At 66.6% G+C, this 24,771-nt stretch carries 20 protein-coding genes; 4 read left to right on the top strand and 16 right to left on the bottom strand.

What is annotated here, in order from left to right:
- Positions 1 to 10 precede the first annotated feature (10 nt).
- Together KY501_RS07290 and KY501_RS53880 are read left to right on the top strand one after the other, a co-directional pair.
- The gene (locus tag KY501_RS07290; RefSeq protein WP_224361917.1) at positions 11 to 349 is read left to right on the top strand and encodes a PilZ domain-containing protein; all 339 of its coding nucleotides are present in this window, start codon (positions 11 to 13) and stop codon (positions 347 to 349) included.
- A 484-nt stretch (positions 350 to 833) separates the two neighbouring features.
- Complete coding sequence (locus KY501_RS53880; protein ID WP_224361915.1) at positions 834 to 2,528, top strand: tryptophan dimethylallyltransferase family protein; 1,695 nt, start codon at positions 834 to 836, stop codon at positions 2,526 to 2,528.
- A gap of 80 nt (positions 2,529 to 2,608) precedes the next feature.
- Here KY501_RS53880 and KY501_RS07280 read toward each other — a convergent pair whose 3' ends face one another.
- From KY501_RS07280 to trmFO, 4 genes are all read right to left on the bottom strand, one after another.
- The gene (locus KY501_RS07280; protein WP_224361914.1) at positions 2,609 to 3,511 is read right to left on the bottom strand and encodes a tyrosine recombinase XerC; all 903 of its coding nucleotides are present in this window, start codon (positions 3,509 to 3,511) and stop codon (positions 2,609 to 2,611) included.
- A gap of 72 nt (positions 3,512 to 3,583) precedes the next feature.
- On the bottom strand, positions 3,584 to 4,123 hold the full coding sequence (locus KY501_RS07275; RefSeq protein WP_224361912.1) for a DcrB-related protein: 540 nt from the start codon (positions 4,121 to 4,123) through the stop codon (positions 3,584 to 3,586).
- Positions 4,124 to 4,309: 186 nt separating this feature from the next.
- The gene (locus KY501_RS07270; RefSeq protein ID WP_224361910.1) at positions 4,310 to 5,938 is read right to left on the bottom strand and encodes a gliding motility protein; all 1,629 of its coding nucleotides are present in this window, start codon (positions 5,936 to 5,938) and stop codon (positions 4,310 to 4,312) included.
- On the bottom strand, positions 5,939 to 7,291 hold the full coding sequence (gene trmFO / locus KY501_RS07265) for a methylenetetrahydrofolate--tRNA-(uracil(54)-C(5))-methyltransferase (FADH(2)-oxidizing) TrmFO (protein WP_224361908.1): 1,353 nt from the start codon (positions 7,289 to 7,291) through the stop codon (positions 5,939 to 5,941).
- 267 nt (positions 7,292 to 7,558) lie between these two features.
- Between trmFO and KY501_RS07260 the strand changes: the two genes are divergently transcribed.
- Complete coding sequence (locus tag KY501_RS07260; RefSeq protein WP_224361906.1) at positions 7,559 to 7,945, top strand: TraR/DksA family transcriptional regulator; 387 nt, start codon at positions 7,559 to 7,561, stop codon at positions 7,943 to 7,945.
- A 44-nt stretch (positions 7,946 to 7,989) separates the two neighbouring features.
- On the opposite strand, the gene KY501_RS07255 is transcribed toward KY501_RS07260, so the two are convergent.
- The 8 genes from KY501_RS07255 to pgeF all read right to left on the bottom strand — a co-directional run bounded on the left by KY501_RS07255 (position 7,990) and on the right by pgeF (position 16,776).
- Positions 7,990 to 8,520, bottom strand: a complete 531-nt coding sequence (locus KY501_RS07255; protein WP_255636127.1) for an ExbD/TolR family protein — start codon at positions 8,518 to 8,520, stop codon at positions 7,990 to 7,992.
- Between the two features lie 62 nt (positions 8,521 to 8,582).
- Complete coding sequence (locus KY501_RS07250; protein ID WP_224361903.1) at positions 8,583 to 9,104, bottom strand: ExbD/TolR family protein; 522 nt, start codon at positions 9,102 to 9,104, stop codon at positions 8,583 to 8,585.
- 30 nt (positions 9,105 to 9,134) lie between these two features.
- Complete coding sequence (locus KY501_RS07245; RefSeq protein WP_224361901.1) at positions 9,135 to 9,866, bottom strand: MotA/TolQ/ExbB proton channel family protein; 732 nt, start codon at positions 9,864 to 9,866, stop codon at positions 9,135 to 9,137.
- Positions 9,867 to 10,021: 155 nt separating this feature from the next.
- Positions 10,022 to 12,571, bottom strand: a complete 2,550-nt coding sequence (topA, locus tag KY501_RS07240; protein WP_224361899.1) for a type I DNA topoisomerase — start codon at positions 12,569 to 12,571, stop codon at positions 10,022 to 10,024.
- A 12-nt stretch (positions 12,572 to 12,583) separates the two neighbouring features.
- A complete protein-coding gene (locus KY501_RS07235) occupies positions 12,584 to 13,705 on the bottom strand; it encodes a DNA-processing protein DprA (protein WP_224361898.1) in 1,122 nt (373 codons plus the stop codon).
- A 140-nt stretch (positions 13,706 to 13,845) separates the two neighbouring features.
- Entirely contained in the window at positions 13,846 to 15,078 is a 1,233-nt protein-coding gene (locus tag KY501_RS07230; protein WP_224361897.1) for a LysM peptidoglycan-binding domain-containing protein, read from the bottom strand.
- 25 nt (positions 15,079 to 15,103) lie between these two features.
- Positions 15,104 to 15,955 carry a tetratricopeptide repeat protein gene (locus KY501_RS07225; RefSeq protein ID WP_224361896.1) on the bottom strand — a complete coding sequence of 284 codons (852 nt, stop codon included), beginning with the start codon at positions 15,953 to 15,955 and terminating at the stop codon, positions 15,104 to 15,106.
- A gap of 59 nt (positions 15,956 to 16,014) precedes the next feature.
- Positions 16,015 to 16,776, bottom strand: coding sequence for a peptidoglycan editing factor PgeF (gene pgeF / locus KY501_RS07220; protein ID WP_224361895.1), 762 nt, complete (start codon positions 16,774 to 16,776; stop codon positions 16,015 to 16,017).
- 170 nt (positions 16,777 to 16,946) lie between these two features.
- On the opposite strand from pgeF, the gene KY501_RS07215 reads away from it, so the two are divergent.
- Positions 16,947 to 18,878, top strand: coding sequence for a GGDEF domain-containing protein (locus KY501_RS07215; RefSeq protein ID WP_224361894.1), 1,932 nt, complete (start codon positions 16,947 to 16,949; stop codon positions 18,876 to 18,878).
- A gap of 126 nt (positions 18,879 to 19,004) precedes the next feature.
- Here KY501_RS07215 and KY501_RS07210 read toward each other — a convergent pair whose 3' ends face one another.
- From KY501_RS07210 to KY501_RS07195, 4 genes are all read right to left on the bottom strand, one after another.
- On the bottom strand, positions 19,005 to 19,601 hold the full coding sequence (locus tag KY501_RS07210) for an SGNH/GDSL hydrolase family protein (protein ID WP_224361893.1): 597 nt from the start codon (positions 19,599 to 19,601) through the stop codon (positions 19,005 to 19,007).
- Positions 19,602 to 19,623: 22 nt separating this feature from the next.
- Positions 19,624 to 21,084 carry a trypsin-like peptidase domain-containing protein gene (locus tag KY501_RS07205; RefSeq protein WP_224361892.1) on the bottom strand — a complete coding sequence of 487 codons (1,461 nt, stop codon included), beginning with the start codon at positions 21,082 to 21,084 and terminating at the stop codon, positions 19,624 to 19,626.
- Positions 21,085 to 21,242: 158 nt separating this feature from the next.
- Positions 21,243 to 22,832 carry a glycoside hydrolase family 57 protein gene (locus tag KY501_RS07200; RefSeq protein ID WP_224361891.1) on the bottom strand — a complete coding sequence of 530 codons (1,590 nt, stop codon included), beginning with the start codon at positions 22,830 to 22,832 and terminating at the stop codon, positions 21,243 to 21,245.
- 15 nt (positions 22,833 to 22,847) lie between these two features.
- Positions 22,848 to 24,641: a DUF4912 domain-containing protein gene (locus tag KY501_RS07195; RefSeq protein ID WP_224361890.1), complete on the bottom strand. Its 1,794-nt coding sequence runs from the start codon at positions 24,639 to 24,641 to the stop codon at positions 22,848 to 22,850.
- Between the last annotated feature and the right edge of the window lie 130 nt (positions 24,642 to 24,771).

Genomic DNA, 24,771 nt, shown 5'->3' with positions numbered 1-24,771 from the left:
AGAACACACCGTGTCACAGCATGAGCGGCGCCGGCACCAGCGCTACCCTCTGCGCCTGGCCATCAAGGTCCAGTGCCGCGGCCAGGAGATGACAGCTGACATCATCAACGCCTCGGTGAGTGGCTGCCTGTTGCAGATGGCCATTCCGCTCGAGCAGGGCGAAGCGCTGGATGTGAGCATCCCCCAGCTGAACATGCCCAAGGCGCGGCTGCTGGTGGTGCGCTCCGAGTCCACCAGCTCCGGCTACATGGTCGCCACGTGCTTCGACAACACGATGGCCGATGAGCCTTCCATCAGCCGCCTCTCCACCGGGACGAACGGAACGCCCGAGGGCGGCACCCAGCACTGACCCGACTGCACCGCCTGAGTGCTCTGTCATGTTGGGACACGTCTGAAACACCCTGGGTGGTTTTCACATCATGAGTCACTTCAAACCCAGCCCCCCATTTGGGCCGCTCCAATTCACCGGGAATGGTTCCAAGATTTCTTCGGGATCCGGCTATCCCCTGGAAAATCAACACCTCTTCAAACATTCTCGGCCCATAAGTCTTTGACGTGGACAGAAAAATGCGCTACTCATTGAACCAGTTTACGGCGCCCTGTGGTCAACATGGACCTCAGGGATGCTGCGGAAAGGGCGGGGGGAGCGAAACAGACGCACGTGCCGCCAAGGTCGGCACGGTTTCCGAGGAGGGAGCACGATGAAGCGGGTCATGAAGTTGTTAGAGGAGAAGCAGCAGGCGTTTTCGGTTTCTCCGTTTGTGACCTTTTTGTTGGACTCGTGCTTCTCGCCCCAAGATCGCCTTCGCTTCCTGCCTTGTGTGGCACCGCTGGTGAGTGGCTCGTCAGAGCTGGCCGACAGCTTCCTGGAGACGGACGAGAGCACTCCCGAAGAGCCCGCCACCGAGAGCCCACACTGGGGTCCGTTCCTGAAGGATCTGCAGGTGCTGGATCTGCACTCGGTGTCGGACTTCAACGCCATGTTGAAGCTGCTCTGGGGCGATGACTGCGCCCCGGTGCGCGAGGTGCTGTACGACTTCATCTCGCTGGCACGCTCGGCCACGCCGCTGCGCAGGCAGATCCTGATGATGGCGCTGAAGTCGGTGGGCCAGGTGAGCCTGATGGCGCTGGAGCAGGTGTCGCGCGAGTTCGAGGCGAGCACGCGCAAGCACCTGGTGTGCATCGAGTCTCTACGGGCGCACGTGGACACCGAGCACTGGAAGGAGAGCACGAACGAGCTCGACCTGATGCCGGACCTGGAGGCGGAGGCGCTCGCGGACATCGAGACGGTGTTCTCGCTGGCGTACGAAGTGACGGACCACATGCTGGAGTACGTCATGCGGTGGTTCGCGGGCCAGGACAAGAGCTCTCAGCCGATGGCGATGGCGGACTGGGTGGCCTCGCAGACGTTCCAGGAGTTTGGCAACTCTCGCATCGAGGCGCTGTGCAAGGCGGCGGGATTCACCTCGGTGGATACGCAGAAGGTGCAGCGGTACTTCACCTTCATGTCGGAGTCCTGGAGCACGCGCCGCGTGGGAGATGAGTCACCGTGGAAGTCGGACATCTCGGATGACCACACCCCGTTCGAGCTCTCCATCGCGCTCGAGGGCAGCCGCCCGGAGATCCGGTTCCTGATCGAGGCGCAGAACAACCCGACCACGCTGCAGACGAGCTGGGACGACGGGGTTGCGCTCAACGAGCGGCTGAACAAGGAGTTCGGCCTGTCTCTGGATCACTTCTACCGGGTGAAGGATCTGTTCGAGCCGAAGAATCCGGACATGCGCTTTTCGCTGTGGCACGCCTTCTGCCTCAAGCCTGACGGGCGCGCCGAAGTGAAGGTGTACCTGAACCCGCAGGCCCGCGGCCCCGAGCATGCGAACGCCATCGTCGAGGAGGCGCTGCACCGGCTGGGGTTCGCCAACGCGTGGCGCTTCCTGACCCAGGTGGTGATGCGCCGGGGCGTGCAGGATCAGGTGCTGTACTTCTCGCTGGACATGGGTGGCCAGGCTGTTTCTCGCGTGAAGATCTACGTGGCCCACCGCGATGCGACTCCGGAGGACATCGAGTTCGCCATGTCGCACGCCAAGGAGTACTCCGAAGGTGAGGCACGGGCCTTCTGCGAGGCGATCCAGGGCGATGATGATCGCTTCTCGGCGCAGCGCTCCACGCTGACGTGCTGGGCGTTCACCTCGGACGATGATGCTCGGCCGTACAGCGCGACGCTGCACTGCCCCATCCGCTGCTACGCGGACAATGACCGGGATGCGCTGCGCCGCGTTCGCGCGGTGCTGGATCCCCGGAGCCACGCGGTGCTGGACCGCTGCGTGTGGGCGCTGGCCAACCGGCCGCTCGAAGCAGGCGTGGGCCTCATCCAGTGGGCCTCGATGCGCCGCGAGGGCGGCAAGGTGCGCGCCACCTTCTATCTGGCCACAGAGGCGTATGGCACGGTGGCTCCTCGCAAGTCCGCTTCTCACCGCGTCCACGTGCCCGACGTTCTGAACGCCGAGATCTTCCAGCTCAGCGCCTAGTCACGGATCCACGGTAGGAGACGCAGGTCGCGGGCCCCGGCCGTCCCGCTCTCTCGCGGTCCACGGCTCCGGGATTCGAATCAGGCCCTCGGGTGGGTCTGATCGTAGATCTGCTGGAGCTGCTCCACCGTCACGTGCGTATAGCGCTGCGTCGTGGACAGACTCGCGTGGCCCAGGAGCTCCTGGATGCTCCGGATGTCCGCTCCTCCACCCAACAGGTGCGTCGCGAACGAGTGACGCAGTGCGTGCGGACTCACCTTGCGCGTCAGGGCCAGCTTCAGCACGTACGTGTCCAGGTGACGCGCGATACTTCGTGGCGTGAGTCGGCCCCCCTTGTAGTTCAGGAAGAGCGCGTCCGGATCCTGCCCGGGCCTCAGCGTAGCCAGCAGCTCCCCTCTTCTCGCCAGGTAGGCCTCGAGCGCACGGATGGCCGGGGCGTTCACGGGGCACAGACGCTCCTTGCTCCCCTTGCCCATCACCCGGACGATGCGCCCACTGCGATCCACGTCCAGCAGGTTGAGCCCGCAGAGCTCGCTGATACGCAGTCCCCCTCCATAGAGGATCTCCAGGATGGCCTTGTCTCGCAGGCCCAACACCGTCTTCAGCGACGGCATGTCCAGGATGGCGAAGACCTCATCCACCGGGAGCACCTTGGGCAGGCTCTTCGGCAACTTCGGGCTCTTCACCAGCTTCGCTGGACTGGCTGGCAACAGCTTCTGCCTCACCAGGTACTTGTAGAAGGACTTGATGCTGGCCAACCGCCGGCCGCGGCTCGACGGCGCGTGGTCCACCGCCAACATGCCCAGGTACCCGCGGATCGCTGCATGCGTCCCCGCGAGCAACGTGAGCTTCATCCGCTCGACGAGGTACTTCTCGAAGTCCACGAGATCGATGAGGTAGTTGCGCACGGTGTGCGGCGACGACCCCTTCTCGTGCTCGAGGTGGGACCGGAACTTCTCCAGCAGCGGCGACAGCGGTTGCATCCCTGAAGCGTAGACCCTTCGGCGATCTGTGCAAGGTTTGGAGGCCACTTCGCCCTCCATCCCAACTCGGGCTCACGCCGCGATGATGCGCATGTGCCGCGGCTCGATGTACCGCGACGGCCGGGGGCGAATCGGCATCGCCGGCGCCGGCGCCGAAGCCGAAGTCGACGGAGCCGCCGCAGGAGCCGCTCCCAGGTTCACCGAAGCGAAGAGCTTCTCCGCCACGTGCCGCGTCGCCTGCATCCGCTCGGCCTTCTGCGTGAAGGTGAACATGTGCACCACGCCCTCACGCATCACGAAGAACTGCAGCTGCGCCAGCTTCACGCCCCGCGCCACATGCGTGAACTCCCGGAAGAACCCCGGCACATTCCCGAACGTCGCCGGACGCTCCGCCACCATCTGGAACTGCTCCGTCGTCCGGCTCACCAGCGCCAACATCCGCGCCGCGAACTGCGGCGGCGTCTCCCGGGGACGCAGCGGCTCGGCCACGTACGCCATGCTGCTCCGGAACCCATCCTCCACCGGCCCCGTCGCCACGATCTGCGTCGCGTCCGTCCACCCATCCGGGAGCGACATCTGCAGGCTGCCGTAGTTCATCGTGCGCGAGTTCATGGTCCGAACCTTCGGTGACGGGAAGTGAAGGGGTTACAATCACATTATCGCACCATGTATTCTAAAGTTTCCTGGGGGATCACATTGGGGGATAAAAACACCTATCCCCTCGCAAAGAGAGCCCTGGAGCGGAATCTTCCATGAAGACCGCCCCGGAATGCGGGCTTTGACGCACTGCACTGCGACTCAGGGCGTCGCGGGAGCCGTGTACACGCCGGGCTTGGCACCCTGGGTGATGAGGTACACGACGTGCGAGTCCCCCTTTCCACCGAAGAGCACGGGGATCTGCACCCGCTGGTCCAGCGTCTTCCGCGCCTTGCTCTTCGTGTCGTAGACGGCCACGTCGTACGTGTCCGAGTCCATCCGCGCATAGGTGACGAGGAAGCGCTTGCCGTCGCTGGCCAGCTTGTAGCTGAAGATCCCCTGCAGCCAGGTGGCCGGCTCGGCGCGCGCCTGGTTCAGGTCCAACGCCTTGAAGTCACAGGCCCGGCCCTCGCGGATGCAGTTGGTGCGGAAGTAGACCTCGGCGTTGCCCGGGGTGAAGCCGTAGCCGAACACGCCCGCCTGGACCTTCTCGGCCTTCTCTCCGCCCACGGGGTAGAGCATCAGGTCCACCGAGTACACCGGCTTCAGGAAGCGCGAGAGGAAGGCCACGTACTTGCCATCCGCGCCCCAGGTGAAGTTGGGCACGCGATCTCCCACGCGCTGAGGCGCTCCGTCCGGCAGCGCCACCACGGACATCAAGCCCGCACGCGCTGACGGATCGTACTTCTCCAGGGAGCCCAGCGCCTGCGAGTCCGGGGAGAAGGCGAACTCCTCCACCCGCTCGCCCACCTTGCGCCCGGCACCCCCATCCGCTGGGCCCACGAACAGATCCCCCAGCAACTCGGGCTTGCCGTTCTCCGTGCGCGCCAGCCACTTGCCGTCCTTGGAGAACCCGAACACCTTCGTCCCCGTGGAGACCTTCCGAGGCTTCAGGTCCGCCACGTCCGCGACGAAGAGATCGTACATGCCGCGCTCGGCCTCGCTGCGCACCTGCCAGGCCACGTGCTTGCCGTCCGAGGACACCTCGTAGTCCCCCACGTAGTCGCCCAGCTTCGTCGGGGCTCCGGGCTTCTCCACCGAGATCGCGGCCAGTCCACCCGCGGCCACCAGCCGGCGACGGAAGAACAGCGTCTTGCCGTCCGGAGTGAACTGCGCGGTGGACACCTCGCCGCCCACGTCCTGGAAGGGCCCGGTCGGCAACGGCCCCAGCTTCAGCACGCCGTTGTCCACGAAGGCCAGCAGCTTCCCGTCCGGGCTCGGCAACATGTACGAAACCTGCTCGCCCAGCTTCGCCGGCTCCGCCGTGGGCTCGGTGAGCGACAGCACGTGCAGCGCACCCGCCTGGTTCGCCGGGTTGTAGCCGTTGAGGAAGAACAGGTAGTGCGAATCCCGAGAGAACAGCTGCCCGCCCGGCACGTTCGTGACGCCCTCTCCCACCTTGCGCTGGGAGCCGCCCGCCACGGGCACGACGTGCAGCTCTCCGAGCAGCATCTGCGGCGGAATCCCGTCCAGCTTCGGCTTCCTCGCCTCGAACAGATAGGTGGCGAACTGGCCATCCGGCGTCACTCGTAGATCCGCCGCCGGGCCTGGGGCCAGCAGCGTTCCCAACCCGCCCACGACCGCGCCCTTCCCGCTCGCGGCACTGCTACTGCCCGAGTTGGAGCCCGAACTCGAGCCCCCTCCCCCGCCTCCCCCGGAATCCTCGCGCTTGCATCCCATCACCGAGAGCGCAGCGAGCGCTCCCACCACCATGAGTCGCCGAAGCCGCATCTATGCGCTCCTCTGAAGGGACTGCGGTACGGCCACCGTGGGCAGCCACGTGGCGAGATCCTCCTTCGCCCGCGCCGAGTACCGCGCCCGCTTGTCCTGCTTCTTCACCCGCCCCGTCAGCGGCGGGAACAGCCCGAAGATCACGTTGGAAGGCTGATGCGGATAATCCGGTGGATGGGCCTCGCCCGTCACGTGCCGGTAGAGCGAGCCCAGCGCCGTAGTGGCCGGCGGCGGGACGAACTCGCGCCCCTCCAGCCTCGCGCTCAGCGCCAGCGCCACCATCGCTCCACAGGCCGCGGACTCCACGTAGCCCTCCACGCCGGTGATCTGCCCCGCGAAGAACACCCGCCGCTCCGCCTTCAGCGACAAGTCCTTGTCCAGCAACCGCGGCGAGTCGATGAACGTGTTGCGGTGGATCTGCCCCATGCGCAGGAACTCCGCCTCCTTCAGCCCCGGGATGCACGTGGTGAAGATGCGCTTCTGCTCGCCCCACGTCAGCCGCGTCTGAAAGCCCACCATGTTCCACGCCGTGCCCGCGCGGTCCTCCATTCGCAACTGCACCACCGCGTACGGGGACTGCCCCGTCCGAGGGTCCGTCAGCCCCACCGGCTTCATCGGCCCGAAGGCCAACGTGTCATCTCCGCGCTCTGCCATCACCTCAATCGGCAGACAGCCTTCGAAGTATTTAGGTTCCTCGAAAGCGTGCGGCGTCAGCTTCTGGCCCGCCTTCACCTCGGCGATGAAGCGGTAGTACTCCTCCTTCGTCATCGGCAGGTTGAGATAGTCATCCCCATCCCCCTTGCCGTAGCGGCTCTGCCTGAAGGCGATGTCCATGTCGATCGAGTCGCCCGAGAGAATGGGCGCGATCGAATCGTAGAAATAGAGCTTCTGTCCCACGTGGCGCTCCAACTCGCGGGTAAGCGCCTCCGACGTGAGCGGCCCAGTGGCCACCACCACGATCCCCTCTGGCAGCGCCTCCACCTCGCCGTGCACCACCTCCACCAGCGGGTGCTCGCGCACGGACTGGGTGATGGCATCCGAGAACTTCTCGCGATCCACCGCCAACGCATCCCCAGCCGGCACCCGGTGCGTGTCCGCGCTGCCCAGCACCAGCGAGCCCAGCGCTCGCAGCTCCGCGTGCAGCAGCCCGATCGCACTCTCCGGGTTGTCCGAGCGGAACGAGTTGGAGCACACCAGCTCCGCCAGCTGATCAGTCTTATGCGCTGGCGAGCGCTTGTGCGGCTTCATCTCCCGGAGCGTCACCGGGATGCCTCGCCGAACGAGCTGCCAGGCACACTCGCTGCCTGCCAGCCCTCCACCAATCACCGTCACTCGCGGCTTCTGGTCCGCCATTCACATACTCCCTGTAGGCCTGAATCGTGCCCGTCCGAAAACAGTTAGCAGGACTGCCCGTCCCTTCCCAGCGAGTAAAAAGGAACGGGAAGTCGAGCCGTTGGCTGGCGGAAGGCGCCTGCTCGCCCGCCCCTCGGCCCAGCGATGCCGTCACAACCGCGCTCCGGTTTCCCTACCCCTGAGGCACCCCTAGGTTTCACCCGTTCATCCTCCGGAAAAACCATCCGGGCGAGCGCGGTCCCACATCGGAATGGAGCCATTCAGGCCATGAGTCGAGCCAACCAACTGATGAAGATCCGGGAGATCCTCCAGCGTCGGCGGCGGGAGGTCCTCAGCGCCAATGCGGGAGCCCACCGAGAGCTCTCGGCTTTGAAGGATCAGGAGCGCGACCCCGAGTACGAGGAGAACGCTCAGTCCGAGCTTGCCGACTACACGCTCTCCAGCCTGCTGGAGGCGCAGCGGCGCGAGATCATGCTCATCGACGCCGCGCTGCGTCGCATGGACACGGGCGTCTTCGGAGACTGCGTGGACTGCGGCTACGAGATTCCCATCGAGCGCCTGGAGGCCCTGCCCTTCGCCATCCGCTGCGAGGAGGACGCTACCCGGCACGAGCTGGAGACGCGTGGAGGCCATGCCGCCACGCCCACCCTCTAGCTCTCACACGTGGTAGGGGCCCGGAGCGCCAGCCCGCCTGGCGCTCACTCCCCGCCCTCTTCCTTCTTCAGCACCACGAAGCGGTAGTTCTCCAGCTCGTTCTGGCCCGCGGTGTAGAGGACGGTGAGCAGCAAGTCATAGGGGACCTTCTTGTCCCCGATCACCGACAGCTCCTTGTTGAAGGGCGCCGCCGGGTTGCGGTCGGCGATGTACTTCAGCTTCTCCACTTCCTTCTTGAGCGCCGCGTCGAGCGGCACCACGAGCCGCCCCTGGAGCTGAGCGGCCGGCACCTGTCCGTTCTCCAGCCGCAGCGCTTCCTTCTCGCCCACCAGGATGTTCTTGGGGGTGATGGTGACGGTCACCGTGTCCTTCGGCGAGGCGCGGGTGGAAGACACTGGAGGCCGGATGTCGTCCGAGGCCGTCACCGACGCCGAAGACGAGGCGAAGGACTTGAGCAGGAACACCAGGAGGATGGTCATCATGTCCATCATCGCGGTGATGTTCAGTTCCTTGATCTCGCCCGCGGCCTCGCGCTCCTTGCGCTTCTTGCGCGCCAGCGCCTTGCGGAAGCGCATCCGCTGGACGCGCTCCTCCTCCTCGGGAGTCATCACCGCCGGCGTCTCGATGCCCGTCGCGCTCACATCGCCCCCAGGGTGACGTCCGGGAAGAGCAGGTGGTGCTCCTTGCTCAGCGTCTCGCGGCACGCATCCATGGTCGCGATCAGCGCCTCGTACTCCACATCCGCGTCGGCGCCGATGATGACCTTCGTCTCGCTGGGGAAGGCCTGCTTGATCTCTACCATCTTCGCGTTGAGGGCCGCGTAGTCATACGAACCATCCGCCTTGAGGGGGATGGTGGGCGCGTTCCCGTTCTCGCCGAGGATCGCGTTCTCGCTGTTGATGAAATGGCCCTTCTTGGAGATCAGCACGCTGAGCGTGAGCTTGGGCTGATCCGGATTGTCCTGCTGCACCCCGGCCGAGGGCCCACCGTAGTTGGGCGCCGTCACGTTCAGGATGCCGAACGAGGCCAGGCCAGTGATGGACAGCAGCATGAACAGGATGAGGTTCATGAGGATGTCGAGGTAGGGAACGATGTTCAGTTCCCCCGTCTCTTCTTCCTCACGAGGCTTCAGCTTGCGGCGCGAGTAGTAGAACGCCATGCGTGGCCCTCTGGCTCAGCGTGGCGCCGCTCAGGCGGCCCGCGACTCGCCGTCGACCTGGGTGTCCGAGGCGTGGCGGCGCGACAGCAGGTTCTCCAGCTTCAGCCCGTTGAGCTCCACGCTCTCCACCATGCTCTTCGCGTAGGACGTGAGGATCAGGTGGAACACGATGCACATCACGGCGATCGACAGCGCGAAGGCGGTGTTGTTCATGGCCTTGGAGATACCGTCCGACAGCAGCGTCTGCTTCTGCTCGGCAGGCACGTTGCCGAGTGCCTGGAACGTACCGATGAGGCCGAAGATGGTACCGACCAGTCCCACGAGGGTCGCGATGTTGGCGAGCGACCACAGCCAGGGGATGCGGGAACCCACGTGCGGGGTGTTCTCCACCATGGCCTCTTCCACGGCCTTGGCGACTTCAATCTCGCCGCGGTTGGCGCGGGTGAGGCCGGCGCGGATCACCTTGGCCAGGGGCGCGTTGGGGGCGGCGTTGCAGAGCTTCACCGCGCGATCCACGTTGCCCGTCATCACCAGCTTGGTGATCTGTTCCATGAAGGGAGGCGCGGGCAGGTTATAGCGGAACATGAGCGTGTAGATGCGCTCGATGGCCACCGCCAGCGCCGCGGCGAACCAGAACAGATTGACGAACATGAAGGGGCCACCGTCCTTGAAGAACTTCACGACGGTGTCCACGAGACCCAGTTTGCCTGCCGGAGCTGCGGCCAGCACCCCGTTCAACAGTTCGCTCACCATGGGGCTCATCGCGCTGCAATTCCTTTCAACGCCCTGGGCCGTCACACCCGTGGCAGGCACGGGCGGCGGACTCCCACGCAGGGAGCGGGCTGTCCCTTCTTAGAGGGCGCCCGCTCAGGGTGTCAAGGCGCGCACAGGCTACCCTCCCGGAATCGCTCAGCCTTTCAGGCAGCCGAGGGGGCGCTGACCTCGCCCGGCTGCTGGATCTCCCGGCGATACCCGCACTCCTTGTTGGGACACGCCACGTAGGCCCCATCCCGCTTGGAGAACTTCTGGAGCAGGTAGGGAGACTGGCACTGGGGGCACTGCTCGGCCAGCGGCCTGTCCCACGCGGCGAACTTGCAGTCCGGGTACCGGTTGCAGCCGAAGAAGATCTTCCCACGGCCGCTGCGGCGCTCGGTGAGGTAGCCCTGCTTGCAGTCCGGGCAGTTCACGCCGATGGAGATGGGCTTGCTCGTCTTGCAATCCGGGTAACCCGAACACGCCAGGAACCGTCCGAAGCGGCCGCGCTTGATCACCATGGGCTTGCCACAGTTCTCGCACTTCTCGTCCGTGGTCTCCTCCTCCACGATGACGATCTTGCCCTCAGCGTCGCGCTTGAAGTCCTTGGTGTTCTTGCACTCGGGATAGTTCGAGCAGGCGAGGAAGTGCCCCATCTTCCCGAACTTGATCACCATGACATTGCCGCACTTCTCGCAGGCGATGTCGGTCTTGATCTCCTCGCGCTTGACGTCGCGCATCTCCGCTTCGGCCTTCTCGAGCGTCTCCTTGAAGGGCGCGTAGAAGTCCGACAGCACGGCCTTCCAGTTGGCACCGCCCTCGGAGATCTGGTCCAGCTTCTCCTCGAGGTTGGCGGTGAAGGCGACGTCCATCTCCTTGGGGAAGTGCTTCACCAACATCTCGTTGGTCATCTGCCCCAGGTCCGTGGGCCGGAAGCGGCCCTCGAGCTTCTCCACGTACTTCTTGTCCTGGATGGTGGAGAGAATCGCCGCGTACGTCGACGGACGGCCGATGCCCTGCTCCTCCAGCTCCTTGACGAGGGTGGCCTCGGAGAAGCGCGGGGGCGGCTGGGTGAAGTGCTGCTCGTCCAGCAGCTTCTGCAGACGCACCTTGTCCCCATCGTTGAGCGCGGGCAGCTCGCCGATCACGTCCTCCGCGCCGTCTTCACCGGCGGCCTTGGCCTTCTCCTTCTCGGCCTCCTCCTCCGGGGTCAGCCCGGCGCCGTACACGGCCAGGTAGCCCGGGAACTTCAGCGTGGAGCCCGACGCCCGGAACGTGGCCCGGCCTGCGGAGATGTCGGCGCTCGTCTGGTCATACACGGCCGGCTTCATCTGGCACGCCACGAAGCGGTTCCAGATCAGCTCGTACAGCCGGTACATGTCCTCCTCGCCCATCTGCTCGAAGAAGGGACGCACGCGCTCGGGCGGGTACTCCAGGGACACGGGGCGGATGGCCTCGTGCGCGTCCTGGGCGCTCTTGCGGCTGCGGTACACCACCGGCTCCTCCGGCAGCGACTCCGCGCCGTACTTGGCGCCGATGAACTCGCGCACCTGCTTCACCGCGTCATCGGACAGACGGGTGGAGTCCGTACGCATGTACGTGATGAGCGCCGTCTGGCCCTCCTCGCCGAGGGGCACACCCTCGTAGAGGCGCTGGGCCAGCGTCATCGTCTTCTTCGCGGTGAAGGACAGGCGGTTGGCCGCCTCCTGCTGCAGCTTGGAGGTGATGAAGGGCGCGGGCGCGTTGCGGCGCCGCTCCTTGCGGTCCACCTTGGAGACGGTGAAGTCCGCGCCCTGTAGCTCGGACACCAGGCCCTGCGTGGTGTCGCGGTCCTTCAGCTCCACCTTCTTGCCGTCCACCTTGGACAGCTTGGCCTTGAAGGGCGGCGGGCCCGACGGACCCTCCAGCAGCGCGTCCAGCGTCCAGTACTCCTGAGGCTGGAAGGCCTTGATCTGCTCCTCGCGCTCGCAGATCAACCGCACCGCCACGGACTGCACGCGGCCTGCGGACAGGCCCCGGCGGATCTTCTTCCAGAGCAGCGGAGAGATCTGGTAGCCGACGAGCCGGTCCAGGATTCGCCGCGTCTGCTGCGAGTCGTAGTTGTCCTGGTTGAGCTGGCGCGGATGAGCGATGGCCTCCTGGATCGCCTTCTTGGTGATCTCGTTGAAGAGCACCCGCTGGGCGTCCTTGTGGTCCAGCTCTTCCTTGATGTGCCAGGCAATGGCCTCGCCCTCGCGATCCGGGTCGGTGGCCAGGAAGACGCGGTCCACGTTCCGGGCGACCTTCTTCAGCTCGTTGAGGACTTTCTCCTTGCCCTTGATGACGTGGTACTCGGGCTGGAAGTCGTGCTCCACATCGACGCCCATCTTGCTCTTGGGCAGATCCTTGATGTGGCCCACGGACGCCTTCACCGTGTAGCCCGAGCCCAGGTACTTCTTGATCGTCTTCGCCTTGGCGGGAGACTCGACCACCACCAGGTAGTGGGGGCCCTTGCCGCGCGGAGTGGACTCCGTGGACTCGTCGTCCTCCGCCGCGGAGGCCTCCACCTCGGCCAACGCGCCCTTGCCCTTCTTGGCGGTCGCCTTCTTGGCGGCGGCCTTCTTGGCGGACTTCTTCTTCGCGGTGGCCTTCTTCGCCGCCGGACGCTTCGCCGCCTTCTTGGGGGTCGTCTCCTCGGCCTCCGTCTCGACTTCAGTCTTCTTCCGCGTGGCCATGACCTCTCCTGCTCAGACCTTCTCGTAAACCTTGCCCGGGTACTGGATCACTAGGCCGGACAGCTCCAGCTCCACCAATGCGCTCGTGAGCGTGGCGGGCGGGAGCTGGCAGCCCGCCAGCACCTCATCAAATGTGCGGGGGACCCGATCCAACAGTTGGTAGGCGCCTCTGGCTTCCGCCGAGAGCGCCTCCCAGGGTTCTCCCGCTCCGGGAGGCACCGCCAGCACAGGCCGAGCCCCCACGAAGTCCCAGATCTCTTCCACCGCCAGACAAGCCCGCGCCTTTCCATCCCGGATCAGCGCGTTGCAGCCCGCCGCGGCCTCGTTGCGCACATCTCCCGGCAGCGCGAGCACCGGGCGCCCCAGCGCCAGGCCGTCCTCCGCCGTGTACAGCGCCCCGGACTTGCTGCCCGCCCGGAGCACCAGCACTGCATCCGACGCGCCAGCAATCAGTCGGTTTCGCCGAGGGAAGGTGGAGCGGCTTGCCCGGACGCCCGGTGGCAGCTCGCTGAAATACACCCCACCTCTTTCGAGAAACTCAGGAAGCATGCGGGCTTGCGGCGGATCCAGCTCGTCCAGCGCGGAGCCGAGGAATGCCCACGTCTCCCCGTCTGCGTCCAGGGCCCCAAAGTGGCAGGCCCGATCCACGCCCATGGCCGCGCCTGACACCACGCCTACGCCGCCCTCGGCCACGCGCCGCGCGAAATCCCGGGCGAAGGGCAGGAAGCCCTGATCCGGGTGGCGGCTGCCCACCATGGCCACGCGCCGACGCGGAGGCCCCACGTGCCCCTTGTAGAAGAGGAGCGGGGGCGCATCCGGAGTCGAGGCCAGGCGCTCGGGGAAGGTCCGCTCGCCCGCGAAGGCCAGCTCCAGCCCCGCCGCCTCACACCGCTCCAGGAGCCGATCCGTCACGGGTGCGAGATCCGCCACGGGGGCCAGGCGCCGGCGAACAGGCGTGGGCAGCGGTGCTTCAACCAGCCACTCCCTCACCGGGCTGCCCACCAGGCGAGCCAGCGAGCCCCTGGAGAACACACGCAACGCCTCCAGCGTCTTCGGCCCCAGGCCAGGAACGGCCCACAGTGCCAGCGTGGCGCGCTGCTCAGACGTCAGTGTGTGTGCAGATGTACCCGCCATACCCAACCCCTCCCGTCCGAAGCCCACCTATATAGATGATGGGCCCGACGGCAGGGGGCGCGACACATAAACACCGGACTGGCAGCGGTCAAGCAGCCAATCCTGCATGCATGTCGCAAAAAGCGGGTTTTAGACCGACTTTAGCGGCTGGCGGTGGGAGCAGCCCCCACACGCATCTCCACGCGCTCGCCGGGGGCGATCTCGCGGATGGAGGTGACGAGCAGGCAGTTGGAGGTGCGCTCCTTCACCTCGGAGACGAGGCACGTGCCGATCACTTCGTCCGGCAGCGCCTTGGCCTTCTCCTTCTCCTTCTCGGTGGGATGGAGCAGGTTGCCGACACCCGGGTTCTCCCTGCGGACAATCGAGAAGGTGTTGCCCACCTCGACGCCGTCGGCGCTGCCGCGATCGATAACCAGGAAGTTGTGCTCACCCGTGATGGTGAGGAAGGGCAGCATGGCCGTGATGATGTAGCCCTTGACCGCCTTGGTGTTGGGCTTGGCGGAGACGCGATCCATCAAGCGCTCACCGTAGGGGCCCACCAGATCGCCGCGGTACATGCCATCCCAGCTCTCGGAGATCTGCGCGGTGACGAACTTGTCCCCCACGCTGAGCACTCGCACGGTGCCGACCAGGTCCGTGAGGTAGCCCGCCTTCTTGCCGGTGATGGGGTGCTTCACCTCGGAGTTGGTGCGGTAGACCAGGTAGCGATCCCCCACCTTCGCGTCGACCTTCTTCTTGAAGCGCAGGTAGACGGTGTCCGGGAAGGACATCATCTCCATCTCGGAGAAGGAGCTGTCGATCTTCCCGGCCTCATCCACTTCCTTGGAGGTGACGAAGCCGCGCGTGGTCACCAGGGTGGCGCCGCTGGCCTTGTACGAGATGACGCCGGACACGCTCACCAGGCTCTCGCCGTTGGCGGGCCCCAGCTCCGTGGCGGCCTGGACCTCGCCCTCCTCCACCACCATGCTGTCCGCGGGCGCGGTGCCCGTCTCCACGCGCGAGGGCACTTCCTCGCCCGCCGGGAAGAAGCGCACCTTGTTGCCGGGATAGATCCAGTGCGGGTTGGCGATCTCCGGGTTGTAGGACCAGACCTTGGGCCAGTACCAGGGGCTGCCCAGGTACTGCTGGGACAGATCCCAGAGCGTGTCGCCCTTGACGACGGTGTGCACCTCGCCGGGAGCCGTCTCGCGGGCGCCGTCGATCTTCGGCCCCATCCGCTTGCCGGGCGTGCCCTCGTCGGAGACGTCCGCGCCCTCGGTCTCGCTTCCCTCGGAGTTCTCCTCCTCGGGCTGCTCCTGATCCTGGGCACGCGCCGACCAGGCCGGCGCCAGGGAGATGGCCACAAGGAATGCTGTGAGGATCCGGGAACGCATCGGGCGACTTCCTTTCAGGCTGCTGCTAAGGCGAGAGGGACGCGAGCCGCTGCTCCGCCTGGGTTGCGGCGGCCGTCCCCGGGAACTGGGTGATGACACGGGTGTAGAGCGCGCGAGCGTCCTCGCGCTGGTTCAGCTTCAGCCGGCACTCGGCCAGCCGGAGCATGCCGTCGAGCACGGCATCCCCGGCGGGGTACGTCTCGATGAGGCGCTCGAAGACGAGCGAGGCCCCCTCGTTGTCATTCAGGCCGATCATGCCCAGGCCCGCGAAGTAGAGCGCGTTGTCCGCGCGCGAGTGCCGGGGGTTCTGATCAGCGAAGGCCTGCAGCCGGGCCACGCCCTGTTCCACATTGCCGGTGCGCAGCGCGGAGACGGCCTGCTCGAACTCCGCGTCGAGCGCCGCCGTGTTCGCGGGAGGCGGCGCGGGCACAGGCTCGGACTTGGGCGTGGGCTCGGAAGGCTCGGGCGACGAGCTGACGAACAGTTCCACCTGCTCCTGCTCAGGCTCCACCACGGCCACGCGGGTGGGCAGTGACGGAGCGGGCTCGGACTTGGGCTTGAGCTTCACCACCGTCAGGTCCGGGACATCCACCTTCTTTTGAGGAGGCGGCGCGGCCTGGGAGGCGGGAGCCTGCGCGGGGACCTGTGTCGGCGCCGCGGCGGGAGTCTGCGTGGGCCGGGCCCGGAGAACGGAGTTGCTGCGCTCCAGGCGCTCGAGCCGCTCGCTGGTGCGGGCCTGCTGCTCGCGCATGGCCCGCAGCTCTCCCCTCAGCGCGTCCATATCCGCCTTGGTGGCGGAGTCAGTGGCGCACGCGACGAGCGCGCACAGCGGCGCGACGGCAATCAGCCGTCGGATGATGAGAAGACGCTCCAGCACGGGTATCCACCTGTGAGGATAAAGAGCAGCTTCCGAGCCGGTCAAGAAATCGGCCTGCCTCAGAAGCGATGGACGACGAAGTTGATGTGGCGACCGGTGCGTCCCGCGTCCCGCCGGTGCGAGAAGAAGCGCGAGGAGTCACAGGAGGTACACTCCTGTAGAACATCCATGTTGCCGACCTTGACGCCCACGCGGCGCAGGGTCAGCACCACCGCGCGGGCCAGATCCAGGCGAAACTCGTCGCCGCGAGCCACTACCACGTCCGAGCCGAAGCGCGAGGCGAAGTGCTTGGCGAGATCCGGAGAGACCACGTAGCAGCACTGCTGGATGCACGGCCCCACGGCCACCAGCAACCGCTCTGGTCGCGTGCCTCGCGCCACGAGCGCATCCACCGCGCGCGCGGACACATCCGCATCCGTGCCGCGCCAGCCCGAGTGCACCGCCGCCACGCGCTTGTGCTCGGGATCCACCAGCAGCACCGGCACGCAGTCCGCGGTGGACACTCCCACCCAGTCTCCGGCCTGCTCCGTGAAGAGGGCATCCGCATCGCCCAGCACGGGGCGCAGCGTCTGCGTGGCCTCCCCGCCCTTTGCCTGCAGGACGCGATCACCGTGCACCTGCTTCACGAGGTGCAGCGCACCGAGCGAAGCCCCTGCGGCCGTGGCGAGCCGGCGATAGTTCTCCTCCACCCGCTCACGCGTGTCTCCGACAGAGAAACCGAGGTTCAACGAGGCATAACGCCCCTCGGAGACGCCTCCCGTGCGAGTGGCGAAGCCATGAGGTACTGGAAGCAATGCGGAGTTGATGAACAGCGAGCCCATGACGTGCACACGGTACCCCACCCTTTCCAGGACGGCACTGTTCTCCAAGAAATCCCCAGAGCCGCGGGAAAATTCTTCCGGGAACGTTTGACAGCCCCAAGTCGTCCACCGGACAATTCCAACCCTGTAGGTCCGCTGGAAGGAATGCCAGCGGCCGACCTCCCGAGATCATGGCCCTGGGTCCTCACACCGTCGGCAGGAAGCTCCTCTGGAGCATTGCCTTGCCTGGCCTCATCGTCGCGCTGATTGGCGGCGGCTACTTCTGGCGAGAGATGCGCCGGGCCGTGCAGGACGCGGCACACCGCGAGGCCCTCGCGCTCGCGGAGTTCATCGCCTCCACGTTCACCCTGCCCCAGGCGGATCGCGCACATCCCCACAGCGCGGTGGCCGAGGTGATCGCGTCGGATACACGCCTGTTGCGCTCGGTCGCGGAGCTGCGCGTGTTGACTCCGGATGGCCGGATCCGCTGGTCGCGGCAGCGCGGCGAAGAGGGCACGCTCCACCCCGAGAGAGAGCGGCTGACAGCGCCCACTCCGGAGACGGCCCGCTCGGCGCGAGAGGGCACGGAGGTGGTGAGGCCGCTGGGCGGCGCGGAGTGCGCGGACTGCCACACCGGTGACAACGCCCAGCACCTGGGAGTGCTCCAGGTCCGCCTGTCCGAGCCGCTCCTGAGCCGCCAGTTGGGCTCGGTCTTCCACCTGGCGATGGTGTCCACGCTGGTGTTCGGCCTCATGCTGACGCTGGCCACGGCGCTGTCGCTCCACTTCTTCCTCACCCGGCCGCTGCGCCGGCTGACGGGGAACATGCGGCGCGCGGAGGAGGGAGATGTGCTGGTGCGCGCGGAGACTCGCGGCACGGATGAGATCTCCCGGCTCGGCGCGGCCTTCAACCAGATGCTGGCTCGCATCACCTCCATGAAGGTGGAGGAGATCGACACGCACCGCGACCTGGCCGTCACCAAGGAGAAGCTGGCCCTCAAGGAGAAGCTGGAGGAGCGCATCACCGAGCTGTCGCTGCTCTTCGACGTGGCGCACTCGCTGAACTCCACGCTGGATCTGCAGGAGATGTTCGAGCGCATCACCCGGCTGGTGGTGGAGCGGCTGAAGATCCCCAACTTCTCGATCATGCTGCGCAACGCGGACGGAAACCTGGAGATCCGCACCGCGTGGCCGCACCACCGCGGCAGCGTGGGCCTCACCTTCGCCTTTGGCGAGGGCGCCTGTGGCCGGGCCGCAGAGACGCTGCGCGCGGTGTACCTGCCGGATGTCTCGGATCGCTCGAGCATCTTCGCCAAGCGCAACCTGGTGGGTGGAACCGATCACGGCTCGCTGCTGGCGGTGCCCATGGTGCACATGGAAGCGGTGCTGGGCGTGATGAACTTCCAACGTCCGGAAGTGGCGGGCTTCTCTCCGGAGGAGCTGGAGCTGCTCACGGCGGTGGCGGATCAGGCGGCCACGGCGGTGAAGAATGCCCGGCTCCACTCGGAGACGGTGCTGCTCACCCAGACGGATCCGCTCACCGGCGTTCCCAACCGGCGCCACCTCTTCAACCGCATGGAGGCCGAGCTGGCTCGCGCCGAGCGCTACAGCACTCCGCTGTCGATGCTCATGATCGACGTGGATCACTTCAAGCGGCTCAACGATGCGGCGGGCCACCGCGCGGGAGACGAGGTCCTCCGCAAGGTCTGCGATGTGCTGCGCACCCGCGTGCGCAAGGTGGACACGCTGGCCCGGTATGGCGGCGAGGAGTTCATGGTCCTGCTGCCGCAGACGGCCAAGGAAGGCGCTCTGGAAGTAGGTGAAAAGCTGCGGCGCGCGGTGCTGGAAACGGCCGCCCTGGCGGCTCCCACCCAGCCCACGGGGCACATCACCATCTCCATCGGCGTGGCCAGCTTCCCGCTGGATGCCACGGAGCAGGAGACGCTGGTGGACTGCGTGGACGCGGCGCTCTACGCCAGCAAGCGTGGCGGCCGTAACAAGGTGTCCGCATACGAGCCCGGCATGGAGATCCACCCGGGCCGCGAGCGGGGCCCCCACAGCAGCACCCGCCCGGCCGCGGAAGGCACGTTCCCCCTGCCCCCTCCGGGCGTCGCGAAGGCCTGAGGCTCAGAACGGATTCCGGCCGGCGTACAGCACCTCGTGCTGGATCAGCCGGATGCTCTGGCGGGAGCGGAACTCGCACGGTAGGTGGGGAGGCGTTGCGCCTCCATACCCCCTGGGAGGAAGAGCTCAGCGCCTCTCGACCAGTGGCCTCACGGTGGGCAGCATCAGGTCCGCCCACTGCTCGTAACCGGCGTCCGAGGGATGGAAGCCATCGAAGGAGAAGAAGTCGGGACGCTGGGGGATGAACACCTTGCTGGCCGAGTAGAGATCCACCACGTGCATCCCGTGCTCACGAGCAACGCGGGAGATGGCTTCGTTGAAGGGCTCGATTCGGCCCTCGTAGAGGTGACTGGGCACCATGCGCGCCACCGGCGCGAGCGCCATGTCCGGCACATTCACGATCACCAGCGAGGCACCCGTTGGCTTCAGCCGCCGGGCGATGCGATCCAGATCGTCGCGGAAGTCCTCGAGCGAGGTGCCCCGCCAGATGTCGTTGGTGCCGACACCGAGCGTCACCAGCGTGGGCTGCGTGGCCACCGCCCGCTTCACCTGGGAGGTGAAGACATCGCGGATGACCGCGCCACTCATGCCCACGTTGGTGAGCCCCAGCGAGAACCCTTCCGTGCGGAGGCGGGAGGCAAGACGCTCGGGATATCCCCCGCCACGGCTTGCTCCCACTCCTACGGCCGAGCTGTCCCCGAGCGCGACATAGGAGATGCTCAATCCCGTCTCCGTCGCAGGCCGCTCAGGGCATCTTCAGAGCGCGGAGGGTCCGGGTGTCACTCCCCGGCACCATCACGCGCAGCAGCAGCGTGTCGCCCGAGGCCGTCGCGCGGATGATCGAAGCGAGCTCCGCCGCGCTGCGCACCGGCTTGCGATTGGCCTCGACCACCAGGAAGCCCGCCTGCAGCTCCGCGCGGTCCGCGGGAGACCCCGGCACCACATCGGTGATGAGCGCACCCTCGGTCTTGGAGAAGCCCGCCTGCTGCGCGGTCCGGGCATCCAGATTGTCGAGCGACAGGCCCACGCGAGCCTTGGAGCTCTCCTCCGCCTCGCGAGGGCCCTTCTTGCTGACGCCCTCGAGATCCGGCCGCGTCCCCAGCGTCACCTTCAGGTCCTGCTTCTTGCCATTGCGGTAGAGCGAGAGCGTGGCCACGGAGCCCGGACGCTTGAGCGCCACCGCACGGGTCAGCGCGTTGGCCGAAGCGACCTTCTGCCCATCGAGGGCGACCACGACGTCATCCTGCTTCACGCCCGCCTTGGCCGACGGACCGCCGTTGCTGACCTCGTTGACGATGGCGCCCTCGTTGACGGGCAGTTCGAGCGCCTTCGCGATGTCCGCCGTCAGATCCTGGATACCCAGCCCCAGGAAGCCACGCGTGACGGAGCCCTCCTTCTCGAGCTGGGGCAGCAGCGCCTTGACCATGTTGCTGGGCACCGCGAACCCGATGCCGGTACCCCCGCCCACGATGGCGGTGTTGATGCCAATCACCTCGCCCTTCATGTTGAAGAGCGGACCACCGGAGTTGCCGGGGTTGATGGCCGCATCCGTCTGCAGGAAGTCGTCATACGGACCCGCCTCGATGTTGCGCGCCTTGGCCGAGAGGATGCCCAGGCTGACGCTGGAGGACAATCCGAACGGGTTGCCGATGGCCAGCAGCCAGTCACCGACCCTCAGCGCTTCCGAGTCCCCGAGCGCCACCACGGGCAGCTCCTTCACATCCTTGCCCTGGAGCTTGATCACGGCCACGTCCGTGAGCGGATCGCGCCCGACGATCTCCGCGGGGAAGGAGCGGCCGTCATTGAGGTTGACGGTGATGGACACCGCGTCCTCGACGACGTGGTTGTTGGTGAGCACCAGGCCCCTGGGATCGATGATGAACCCCGAGCCCGCGCCCTGGCGGATGCTCTCGCGGCCATTGGGGCGCCCACCACCACCGAAGAAGCGATCCAGCGGGCTCTGCTCCATTCCCCGTCCACCGGACACCTTGGCCGTGACGTCCACGTTGACGACCGCAAGCTTCACGGAGTCCACGAGGGGAGCCAGCGAGGGGAGCGCCTGGGCCGCACGCGTCTCGGGCTGAAGGACATTGCCGGTGGCAGCCGCCTGCGGCGAGGCCGACGGCTGGGCAAAGGCAACAGATGAGATCACAGCGACGAGCGCCGCGACCACGGAGCTCCGGAATCGAACAGTTGGATGTCTCATATCCACCTCAAGCTAAAGCGCGATCCAAGGTCGGCAAGAGAAACTGCACCTCGGGTACAGGGACAGAACAGTGCGCCGCCCTTCCTCTTCCCGAGCATTCGATTGCAACCCCGGCCGCATCAAGCCCAGCTCGGTTGGAGAGACAACTGTCGGACCGCTCACAGCGGGCGGTACACGCGGTAGTCGATCTCCGGGAAGATGTTGTTCCGGGACTCCGTCTGGGACAGCCAGCCCTCGTCGATATTCCCGTTGCGCACCTGATCATGCAGGCGCAGGAAGCGCAGGACGTGTTCCTTGGTGCGACGCATGGCGTAGTCCACCATGGTCCCCGTCTTCATGATGAACGCCCAGTCGGAGGACTGGGCGAGCAACAGCTCGCGGGCTGCCTGGTTCAGGGCACGGCGCTGCAGGGGGGAGGCCTCTGGAAAGTCTCGGGCCAACCCCACCATCTGCCGGGCGCAGTGGTACAGGTGGCGGTAGATCCAGTCGTTGGACTCGTCCAGCCACATGTTGGCGTACCCGCCCGCGCCCCATGAGGACAGCGGCGGCGTGGCCACCTGGTTGCGAGGAAACTCGCGCAGATCGTCGGACGCCGTCACCAGTTCGAAGGTGCTCTGCTCGGAGGCCACCTTGCGGATGAGGAACTCGAGGAACTGGGGCCCCTCGAACCACCAGTGCCCGAAGAGCTCCGCGTCGTAGGGAGCCACCACCATCGGCTTGCGCTCCCCCATCCGCGAGGCCAGGAACTCGAGCTGCTTCTCGCGGTTGAACATGAAGTTGCCGGCGTGCAGGGCGGCGCGCTGGCGGGCGGCGACGGGATCGTACGGGAGCTTGTCCTGCGTCCTGCCGGTGATCCGGTAGTACTTGTAGCCGGTGTTCTTCCGATCTCCCGTGGGCTGGACGAAGGGCCGAATGTAGTCGAGCTCCAGATCCCAGCCGATGTCCCGATAGAACTCCCTATAGAGCGGGTCGCCGGGATAGCCGCTCTCCGCGCTCCATACCTGCTGCGAGCTCTCGGGATCCCTCGCGTACGCGGCCACCCCCGCCTCCGTGAAGATGGGGGCAAAGGGCCCGAACAGCGGGCGCGGCGTAGCGTCCGTCAGCCCGTGCGTGTCCAGGAAGAAGTAGCGGATGCGCTCGGCTGCCAGGAAGCGCTCCACGCCCGGGTAGTAGCCGCACTCGGCCAGCCAGATGCCCGGCGCATCCCGGCCGAACGTCTGCCGATAGTGGTTGGCGGCCACGGAGATCTGCGCGCGGACCGCCTCTGGCGTCTCCTGCATCAGCGGCAGGAAGCCGTGCGTGGCACAGCAGGTGATGATCTCCAGGTGGCCTGCGTCCTGGAGCCGCCGGAACGCGCTCACCAGATCCCGTTGATACCGGCCCTCCCAGGCCACGCGCAGGGACTCGAAGTGGTCCCGGTAGAAGCGCGCCAGCGGGCCGAACGTCGGATCGTTCCGGGTGCGATGCACCTCGAGCGCGCCCAGCTCACACAGCCGATCCAGCTTGCGCGAGTACCGTCCCGTCAGCAGCCCGTCACGCAGCATGGTGACGAGCGTGGGGGTGAGCGACATCGTCACCCGGAAGGGAATCTCTTCCTCCGCGAGCCGATCGAACACTCCCAGCAACGGCAGGTACGTCTCGGAGATGGCCTCGTAGAGCCAGTCCTCCTCGAGGAAGTCCTCATGTTCCGGATGACGGACGAACGGCAGGTGCGCGTGGAGCACCAGCGCCAGAGAACCCTGACTCATAGCTCGCGCGCCCTATCATCCCCGCCCTGATGGAGGCGGCGTCCAATGGGTCTGCTCGGAGGAGCCACTCCGGGCCACCCCGAAGCCTCCCAGGTCAGGCCTGGGCGGCGACTGCTCCGAGGAGCCCAGCGGTCGCACGGAGACCTCCACGTACTCCAGCTGCTCGGGAGGACCCTCGCTCTCGAGTTCCCCGGCGGCCTCGCGCTCCTGACGCTCGATGCGCTCCCGCCTCGACTCCGCCACCGCGGCCATTTCATCGCTGCCCGGCAGCGCGACACGGCGCCAGGTGATGTACTCGCGCTCCTGGCCCGAGGGGCTGGGAGCCGCCACAACCGGAGGAGGAGCTGGGGGCTCCACCGGGACGGGAATCTGACTCGTGACGACCACCCGCGGAGGCGGAGGCATGTGCATGAAGCGCACGGACGTGTCCTGAGAAGGACCGGGCCGCGGCAGCGCGAGCGGGTGCGTCGAGTGACCGATCCGCCGGGAGCGACCCTCGCGGCCGGCGTAGTGCGCCTCGACGCGATAGGGGCGTCCCGGGGGCAACCCGTGGATGTAGAAGCTGCGCGACTCGGGCACGAACTCCAGCTCACGGACGAGCCGATCCCCATCGAACACACGCAGGATGGCCCGAGGCGACTGGAGCCCCTCCTGGGCCCGAGCGAGGGTGGCAAGGCTGAAGTCCCAGCTGATGAAGAGCGTGTGGGGATCCCGCGCCAGCGCCAGCGCCAGATCGTTCCCGTAGTCCAGAGGCAGCTCGCCAAGCTCCTCCTGGAACTCCGGCGAGCCGCTCCCGTTCGTCACGGGGCGGGAGGCCTGCTCCTCGGTGAGGTGGTGGCGCCGCAGCTCGCGCTCACCCATGAGCCGCGCGACGAAGAAGCCCTCCATGAGGGGCTCGGCGGCGTGCTGGAACACGGCCTCCATCTCGGGCGAATCCACCACCTCCGCGGACTCGGCCCACTCCTCCTCGGCGGAGCGGGTGTAGCGAGGACGTGGCGGGAAGTTCACCACCTGTGCGGGCCGGTGTGACTGGGAGCCATCGTCCACTACTTTGGGGGAAGCCGAGCGGGGCGAGGCAGCCTTGCGGCCTTGCGGGGCGGAGGCCTTCTTCTCGGGCTCCTTCTTGGCCTCGGGCGCCTTCTTCGGCTCGGGTGCCTTCTTCGGCTCGGGCTCCTTCTTGCGCTCCGCAGCCTTCTTCTCCGGCTCCGGCCTGGGCTCGGGCGCCTTCTTCGACTCAGGCGCCTTCTTCGGCTCGGGCGCTTTCTTGCGCGCGGCCGCCTTCTGCTCGGGAGCCCTCTTCGGCGCGGGATCCTTCTTCGGCTCCGCAGCCTTCTTCGACTCCGGGGCCTTCTTGGCCTCGGCTACCTTCTGCTCCGGGACCTTCTTCGGCTCGGGGGCCTTCTGCTCCGGGGCCTTCTTCGGTTCAGGGGCCTTCTTGCTCTCGGCCGCCTTCTTCTCGGGCGCTTTCTTGGGTTCCGGAGCCTTCTTCTGCTCAGGCGCCCTCTTGCTCTCGGCCGCCTTCTTCTCCGGCGCCTTCTTGCTCTCGGACTCCTTCTTGTTGGCCACGCGGGTCTCCTTGCCCCGGGCCTCCCGGGTCGTCTTCTCGGCAGCGGGGGTAGACTTCGCGGCGGCCTTCGAACGGGCCGCCAGCTCGATTCCCGCAAGCACGGCGAGCTTCTTCACAGCAGGGACGAACTCGGCGAGCGCAGCAATGAGCTCCTGCTTGTTGAGCTTGCTGTGTCCAGGGCCCAGGTGCTTTCGCGCCAGATCCCGCAGGTAGCTCACGGTGACGCTCTTGAGATCGTCCATAGACAAGTCGCCTTTAGGTCGCCGCGCCTCATGGGTCAACGGAGCTGTGGTTTTTTCTGTTCTTCCCTGGACCGGGTCCCCACGTCACGGCCGATGACACCTTGGAAAAGGACCGAGTATCCTGCGCCCG

It is taken from the genome of Hyalangium versicolor (assembly GCF_020103695.1).
Lineage (GTDB): Bacteria > Myxococcota > Myxococcia > Myxococcales > Myxococcaceae > Hyalangium > Hyalangium versicolor.
This window is presented reverse-complemented; position numbering and strand designations above follow the sequence as displayed.